Annotated in this window: 9 protein-coding genes; all 9 read left to right on the plus strand. The window is 43.2% G+C overall.

Annotated features, from left to right (window positions below; all coding sequences use genetic code 11):
- Positions 1–94 precede the first annotated feature (94 nt).
- The 9 genes from WMO25_RS12240 to WMO25_RS12280 all read left to right on the plus strand — a co-directional run bounded on the left by WMO25_RS12240 (position 95) and on the right by WMO25_RS12280 (position 7370).
- Positions 95–439: a hypothetical protein gene (locus WMO25_RS12240; RefSeq protein ID WP_007884627.1), complete on the plus strand. Its 345-nt coding sequence runs from the start codon at positions 95–97 to the stop codon at positions 437–439.
- Positions 440–479: 40 nt separating this feature from the next.
- Entirely contained in the window at positions 480–734 is a 255-nt protein-coding gene (locus WMO25_RS12245) for a DUF4314 domain-containing protein (protein ID WP_349085532.1), read from the plus strand.
- A gap of 254 nt (positions 735–988) precedes the next feature.
- Complete coding sequence (locus WMO25_RS12250; protein ID WP_256922714.1) at positions 989–2482, plus strand: VirD4-like conjugal transfer protein, CD1115 family; 1494 nt, start codon at positions 989–991, stop codon at positions 2480–2482.
- 87 nt (positions 2483–2569) lie between these two features.
- On the plus strand, positions 2570–2887 hold the full coding sequence (locus tag WMO25_RS12255) for a glutamyl-tRNA amidotransferase (RefSeq protein ID WP_044927371.1): 318 nt from the start codon (positions 2570–2572) through the stop codon (positions 2885–2887).
- A gap of 87 nt (positions 2888–2974) precedes the next feature.
- Complete coding sequence (locus tag WMO25_RS12260) at positions 2975–3817, plus strand: VirB6/TrbL-like conjugal transfer protein, CD1112 family (protein WP_172590441.1); 843 nt, start codon at positions 2975–2977, stop codon at positions 3815–3817.
- A 4-nt stretch (positions 3818–3821) separates the two neighbouring features.
- Positions 3822–4253, plus strand: coding sequence for a DUF4313 domain-containing protein (locus tag WMO25_RS12265; protein ID WP_195257200.1), 432 nt, complete (start codon positions 3822–3824; stop codon positions 4251–4253).
- Positions 4254–4256: 3 nt separating this feature from the next.
- Positions 4257–4697, plus strand: coding sequence for a PrgI family protein (locus WMO25_RS12270; protein WP_015513337.1), 441 nt, complete (start codon positions 4257–4259; stop codon positions 4695–4697).
- Entirely contained in the window at positions 4690–7020 is a 2331-nt protein-coding gene (locus tag WMO25_RS12275; protein ID WP_229027113.1) for a VirB4-like conjugal transfer ATPase, CD1110 family, read from the plus strand. The genes WMO25_RS12270 and WMO25_RS12275 overlap by 8 nt, the downstream gene beginning before the upstream one ends.
- Positions 7020–7370, plus strand: a complete 351-nt coding sequence (locus WMO25_RS12280; RefSeq protein WP_151165045.1) for a hypothetical protein — start codon at positions 7020–7022, stop codon at positions 7368–7370. Before WMO25_RS12275 ends, WMO25_RS12280 begins: the two co-directional genes overlap by 1 nt.
- The last annotated feature ends 111 nt before the right edge of the window (positions 7371–7481 follow it).

Below are 7481 nucleotides of genomic sequence, written 5' to 3' on the forward strand. Positions count from 1 at the left end.
GCATCTGGAAAAGAGAAAAAAGCAAAGAACCAGCCGGAACGATAAAAGTGAAAAAGTTGGACGGTTGGAGTAGCTATTACGGAGGTCTTGTGATATGGTTGGTGTAACAAAAAAGGAGGTCAGCCAGATGACAAAATACTATTTGAAGATGGATAACATTATGAAAAATATGTTCGTGGTGGCACTGAATGATGAGCTACAGGCGCAGAGTGAGCAGGATGAATGTTTGGAAGAAACGAAAGCTCTTCTGAAAAAAGTAAGTGAATACGACCTCGCTCAGAAACGACTGCAGATTACAGCCGGGGAACAAAGGCAGATCCGTAAGGCACTGAACAGACTCAGAAGTAAATATCTTGCAGCCGGAAGATACAGTGATGGAATAGATAAAGTTATTATTCAGGTTGCAAAACCGAATACTAGCAGACACATGTTCTGGTAGAGAAAGGAGTGGTTGATTGGTCATTTATTCAAGAGAAAAAGTGGCAAGATTTAGAGAACAGTATCCGGCAGGAACAAGAATCTGTCTGAATTCGATGGATGGAGAAGCGGGTATGCCGCAGGGACTGGAAGGAACTGTGCAGTATGTGGATGATGCAGGCCAGCTTGGTGTTAAGTGGGACAACGGCAGAAGTCTCTCACTGATACCGGGAGTGGATTCCTTTCATAAGAAAGAAGGACAGGGACATCCAGAAGAAAAGCCACGCAAGAAAAGAGAATCTGACTTGCAGAGATAAGTACAAAAAAGCAGGACTGGGTTCTGTATCTTGTCTTTCTGCCATTTGTCTGGTGGGCGGCAGCGATTACCGCTTGTGCCATTACACCGGATAAGAATTTTATTCAAATCTTAGAAACGCTGAGCGAAAAACTCGAACAGCCGTTTTTTATCACGTATACACCGTATACGTTCAAATGTATTCTGATATTCACAGCAGCCTATTTCTTAGGCATTGGTATTTATGAATCCCAAAAAAGAAATTATAGAAGAGGCGTGGAACATGGTTCCGCAAAATGGGGCAACGTGTCCGAAATCTGCAGACGTTACTGCGAAAAGCAGTACACGAATAATCTGCTTCTGACACAGCATTTCCGCATGGGACTGGATGGATATAAGCATAAACGAAATTTAAATGTGCTGGTAGTAGGAGGTTCCGGGGCAGGAAAGAGCCGGACCTATGCGATTCCGAACATCATGCAGTGCAACTGCTCGATGGTGATCACAGATCCGAAAGCGGAACTTCTGCGCAAAACAGGAGGTGTTCTGGAACGGAATGGATATGAAGTCCGGGTTTTTGATTTGATCAATCCGGAGACTTCCTGGTGTTATAATCCGTTTGCGTATGTCCGGGATGACAAGGATGTGCTGAAACTAATTAACAACCTGATCCGCAACACGACACCGAAAGGTGCACAAAGCTCGGACCCGTTCTGGGAAAAGTCAGAGACTGCACTTTTACAGGCACTTATGCTGTATTTACTGCATGAAGCTCCACCGGAAGAACAGAACTTCCCGATGATTATGGAAATGCTTGGAAGCGCACAGGTCAAAGAAGATGATGAGGATTACCAGTCACCATTGGACATTTTGTTTGAAAGACTGGAAATGCGGGACCCAGAGAGTATTGCGGTCAAGCAGTATGCCATTTATAAGCAGGCGGCCGGAAAGACCGCAAAGTCTATTTTGATATCGGTTGGTGTCCGTCTGGCAGCGTTCAATCTGAAACAAATCGCCAACCTGACCTGTACGGACGAACTGGACTTATACAGTATTGGGGAGAAAAAAGTAGCACTGTTTTGCTGTATTCCGGATGCAGACACCAGCATGAATTATCTGGTCGGCATGATTTACAGTAATCTGTTTCAGACACTGTATTATGTGGCAGATCGGAAGTACGGAGGAAGGCTTCCGATTCCGGTACACTGCATTATGGATGAATGGCCAAACGTAGCCTTGCCGGATGATTTTGACAAGATTCTGGCAACCATGCGTTCCAGAGGGATTTCCTGCAGTATCATCATCCAGAACATTGCACAGATGAAAGCCTTATTTAAAGACTCGTATGAGAGTCTGATCGGCAACTGCGATGAATTTTTATATCTGGGTGGAAATGAAAAAGAAGGACATAAGTATGTCTCGGAATTATTGGGAAAAGAGACATTGGATACCAATACCTACGGACAGACAAAAGGGCGTAGCGGCAGCTATTCGGTGAATTATCAGCAGACAGGAAGGGAACTTTTAACACCGGATGAAATACGGCTTTTAGATAACCGCAAAGCGATTTTGTTTATTCGTGGGGAGCGTCCGATCATGGACGATAAATATGATTTAAAAAAGCATGTGAATTTCAGATACACAGAGGACGGTGGTGCATCGCCTTATGATTATGCGAAAACACCACTGGCTCACGACGACCTAAAGATTGACATTAACAGATTAGACGATTACGAACTGCTGTCTACCGAGGACATCCTTGGTGAATAGCAGTTTTTTGATGGATTGGAGTGATGTGTATTGAAGAAACTTCTCACAGGAGAAAAAAATAGAACAAAAAAGAATACAACTGAAAAAATGATAACCCCGATGCCGATGGGGAGAAAACAGAAAAAGTGGATGAGCCTTTATATGGCACTGGTACTGACCGTAACGGTTGGAGCAACGACCGCATTCGCAGCCGGAGATCCGTTGTCCGTTATCAATAACCTGTCTACCTTTATTTTTTCTCTGATTCGTGCGATCGGTTTGATTTTGCTTGGATTTGGTGTTGTGCAGGTTGGTCTGTCTTTAAAAAGCCATGATCCAAGCCAGAGGGCAAATGGATTTCTGACACTGGCCGGAGGGGTAATTATTACGTTCGCCAAAGAAATCCTCGATTTGATTATGGCGTAAGCCTCTTTGAAAAAATATATCAGGAAACAGCAGGAGTGCCGGAAGGTACTCCTGTATTCAAAAATATGTTTAAGGAGGTGAGAGTTTTTGAGTGATAACTGGATTGTACAGAATCTAAACTCAGCACTATCCACATGGAGTGAAAAGATGGCAGAACTGTGGACTCTGCTGACCGAAAATCCGGCAACTTTTAAGGGCGGCGGCATCTGGCGGATTATGGTAAATATTAATGATGCACTGACAGCCATTGCTTATGGATTACTGGTATTATTTTTCGCAGCCGGAATCATTAAAACGTGTGGCAGTTTTACAGATCTGAAAAAGCCGGAACATGTGCTAAAAGCATTTATCCGGTTTGCACTTGCTCAGGGAGCAATTACATACGGGATGGAACTTATGCAGGCACTGTTTTCCATTGTGCAGGGAATCGTGACAACCGTAATGAGTGGCTCCAGTATGGCAGGAAGCGTGACGGAACTGCCAACGGAGATTGTAGATAAGATTGAGAGCGTGGGAATGCTGGAATCCATTCCGTTGTGGATTGTTACACTGCTTGGCAGTCTGCTGATCACTGTATTGTCATTTGTAATGATCCTGACAGTGTATGGCAGAATGTTCAAAATCTATATGTATACGGCAATCGCCCCGATTCCGATTTCCTCATTTGCAGGAGAACCCACGCAGTCCATTGGAAAGAACTTTATCCGTTCTTATGTAGGCGTATGTCTGGAAGGGGCAATTATTGCACTGGCATGTATTATCTTTTCTGCTTATGCAGCAAGCCCTCCGGCTGTCGGAGATACGGAGTTGAGTGCAGTTACAATCGTGTGGAACTATGTCGGAGAACTGGTATTTAATTTACTGGTGCTGGTTGGAGCAATTAAGGCATCTGACCGTATTGTCAGAGAAATGATGGGACTTGGAGGTTAAAAATATGGATATAAAGAAAACATTAAGATATAACTGGGAATTTGGACGTGAGACAGTAGCAATACGAGTGAGCTCTTATCGGAACAATGGAAATTTATATGTAGGACTCTGCCATAAGGAAGGGAGAGAATGGGAAGATTTTGGAGATGTAACCATTAATCTGCCCTATCAGTTTTTAGAGCCAAATGAGGCTTTTATAACAGGAGATTTTACCAAGGATATGCTTCATTTTATCAAGGAACATAAACTTGGAAAAGTGTTGAATGAAACAGGAAGATCAGGATATGCAACCTATCAGAAGGTAGCGTTTGATCTAGCAAGACTTGCGGAATTTGATCCGGAAGGCGTTGCAGAACATTGTAGATTTGCCGGGATAGAAGTACCAAAAGAAAAACCACAGAAAACGAAGAAACAAAACAGGGGAGAGGAACGATAATTTATGGAAGTAAAGATGAACAAAGAAATCAGGGACTATCAGGAATCCATGTTTATGGGACTGGACCTGAGACAATGTGTGTGTTCTGTTCTTGCGATTCTTACAGCAGTCGGAATTTACTTTGGAATGCGTGATATTACCGGACAGGAAATAACCGGATGGCTGTGTGTGCTTGGTGCTGCTCCATTTGCTGCCTGTGGCTTTTTCAAATATCATGGTATGACAGCCGAACAGTTTTTATGGGCAGTGATCAAATCCGAATTGCTGTATCCGAAGAAACTGGTGTTTCAGTCGGAAGATATCTACTACTCCTGCATGCAGGAGACCATCTCGCTGGGAGAAAAGAATCAAAAGGATGGAGCAGAAATCATAAAAGAGCGGGAGCAAAAAGCAGAAGCAAAACAGAGAAAGAAACGCAAGGGAAGGAGTGATGCCTTTGATTAAAACCTTAAGTCAGGCACTTCGGATGGATAAGGAACGCTTCAAAGTTCCGAAATCCGTCCAACAGGCAATTCCCATCCAGCGAATCTGGCCGGATGGAATTTTTCAACAGGGAACGAAATTCTCAAAAACATATCGTTTTACAGATATCAACTATTATATTGCGAGTAAGGACAATAAGACAGAAATGTTTCTGGATTATTCTGAACTCTTAAATTCACTGGATTCCGGCATTTCTGCCAAAATTACCATCAATAACCGGAGAATCAATAAAGAAGAATTCGAAAAGTCTATTCTGCTTCCAATGAAGGAAGATGGACTGGACCACTATCGGGAAGAATACAACGAAATGCTCCTGTCTAAGATTACAGGAACAAACAACAGCATCTATCAGGAACGGTATCTGACCGTCAGTGTACATAAAAGATCGATTGATGATGCAAGAACCTATTTTGCACGTATCGGAACAGACATCGTAACACATCTGGCAAAGTTATCGTCCACAGCAGAAGGACTGGACGCAGAGAGCCGGCTCCAGATTTTCAGGGATTTCTTCAAGGGAGATGTCCCACAGGCATTCCCATTTGATCTGAAACAATTTGCCAAGAAGGGAACAAGTTTCAAGGACTGGATGTGTCCGGATTCTATGGAATTTGAACGTGACCATTTTAAAATCGGTGACAGGTACGGAAGAGTCCTGTATATGCAGGATTATGCAAGTTATGTTAAAGATGACATGATTTCAGAACTGTGTGACTTCAGCCGGAATCTGATGTTGTCGATTGATATCCTGCCAGTCCCTACGGATGAAGCGGTAAGGGAAATCCAGAACCGACTGCTTGGTGTGGAAACTAACGTGACCAACTGGCAGAGAAGGCAGAACGCTAATAATAACTTCTCGGCAATCGTACCATACGATATGGAACTTCAGAGAAAAGAAACCAAGGAAATGCTCGATGATCTGACAACCAGAGACCAGCGTATGATGTTCGGGATTTTGACAATGGTACATCTGGCAGACAGCAAAAAGCAACTGGATTCCGATACGGAACTGATTCTGTCAATCGCAAGAAAGCATCTGTGTCAGATGGCAACATTAAAGTGGCAGCAAGTGGACGGACTCAATACAGTGCTTCCTTATGGACTGCGAAAGATCAATGCCCTGCGTACACTGACAACGGAATCAACGGCTGTTTTAATCCCGTTCCATACACAGGAAATCCTGCAGCCGGGAGGTATCTATTATGGGCAGAATGCAGTCAGCAAGAACCTTCTGGTAGCCGACCGGAAGAAACTGATGAATGGAAACAGTTTCCGGTTGGGTGTCAGTGGATCAGGAAAGAGCTTTTCAGCAAAAGAAGAGATTGTGCATCTGGCATTGAGTACCGATGACGATATCCTGATTCTTGATCCGGAGTCCGAATTCACAAAATTAGTAGAGGCCTTGGGTGGACAGGTTGTAAAAGTATCTGCGACATCAGACAATCACTTGAATGCAATGGATATGGACGCAGCCTACGGAAATGAAAAGAATCCACTGATTGAAAAATCGGAGTTTATTCTGTCTGTATTTGAACAGTTGGTTGGAGCAGGAAACCTGTCGGCAAAAGAAAAGTCGATTCTGGACCGCTGTGCTGCAGATGTGTACCGGGATTATATCCGAAGTGGTTATACCGGAGAAGTTCCGACATTGAAAGATATGTACCGACAGCTGATGTTACAGCCGGAAGAAGAGGCAAGAGGACTGGCATTATCATCCGAACTTTTTATCAATGGAAGCCTGAACACCTTTGCACAGCCGACCAATGTGAATAAGAAGAACAGGATCATGGATTATGACATCCGGGAACTGGGGGAACAGCTTATGCCTCTTGGAATGCTGGTTACCTTAGACAGTATTTTCAACAGGGTAATTCAGAACTGGAAAGAAGGAAAAACGACATGGATATTTGCCGATGAGTTCTATCTGTTATTCCGCTATGAATACAGTGCAAATTTCTTCTACCGACTGTACAAGAGAATCAGAAAATACAATGGATTCGTGACAGGTTTAACCCAAAATGTTGAGGAACTTCTGAAATCGGACACTGCAAGACTGATGTTGGCAAACAGTGAGTTTTTGATTCTTTTGAATCAGGCAAGTACAGACAGGGAAGAACTGGCAGCTCTTTTGAATATTTCCGAAAACCAACTGTCCTATATTACAAATGTATCGGTCGGCAGTGGTCTGATCCGTTGCTCTGGGAATATCGTACCATTTGAGAATACATTCCCAAAGAATACAGACCTTTATAAACTAATGACAACAAAACCGGGAGAATCATAATGAAGAAAAAAGAAGAAGTAACGATAACTTTTTATGCTGCAGAGTGCGGTGAGTTCCATGATTTAGGAGAATATACAAAATGCAGAACGCTGGAAGAGGCATATAAAAAGTACCAGAAGTATTGTAGAACATCTGCCAATATGTGTCCTGCTATTGAGTTTTCTATCCATGATCCAGAATCAATTTATTCAGACATGGAATATCCATTACCGTTGTCATCAAAAGACAGGGGGGATTTGGAACTTGTGCCATATTACAACGAGCATCCACTGGTAAATGAAGCAATCAGACAGTTGGAGCAGTTGCAGAAACAGCAGGAAAAAAAGAAACATCGGGATGTTGCCCGATGAGATAAGAGATACGGAAAGAGGGTGACCGGATGAGAGATATCAAGGAACGGGTAAAGGATAAGAATCCGAAGATTCGAAATCCGGCTGCCCGGCTTCCGAAAGAGCTGGTTC

It is taken from the genome of Coprococcus intestinihominis, from assembly GCF_040096555.1.
GTDB lineage: Bacteria > Bacillota > Clostridia > Lachnospirales > Lachnospiraceae > Coprococcus_A > Coprococcus_A intestinihominis.

Bases quoted from the DNA above. Each gene is read 5' to 3' on its own strand.
- WMO25_RS12240 (WP_007884627.1), top strand. From the start codon at position 95: ATGGTTGGTGTAACAAAAAAGGAGGTCAGCCAGATGACAAAATACTAT.
- WMO25_RS12265 (WP_195257200.1), top strand. From the start codon at position 3,822: ATGGATATAAAGAAAACATTAAGATATAACTGGGAATTTGGACGTGAG.
- WMO25_RS12280 (WP_151165045.1), top strand. From the start codon at position 7,020: ATGAAGAAAAAAGAAGAAGTAACGATAACTTTTTATGCTGCAGAGTGC.
- WMO25_RS12255 (WP_044927371.1), top strand. From the start codon at position 2,570: ATGATAACCCCGATGCCGATGGGGAGAAAACAGAAAAAGTGGATGAGC.
- WMO25_RS12270 (WP_015513337.1), top strand. From the start codon at position 4,257: ATGGAAGTAAAGATGAACAAAGAAATCAGGGACTATCAGGAATCCATG.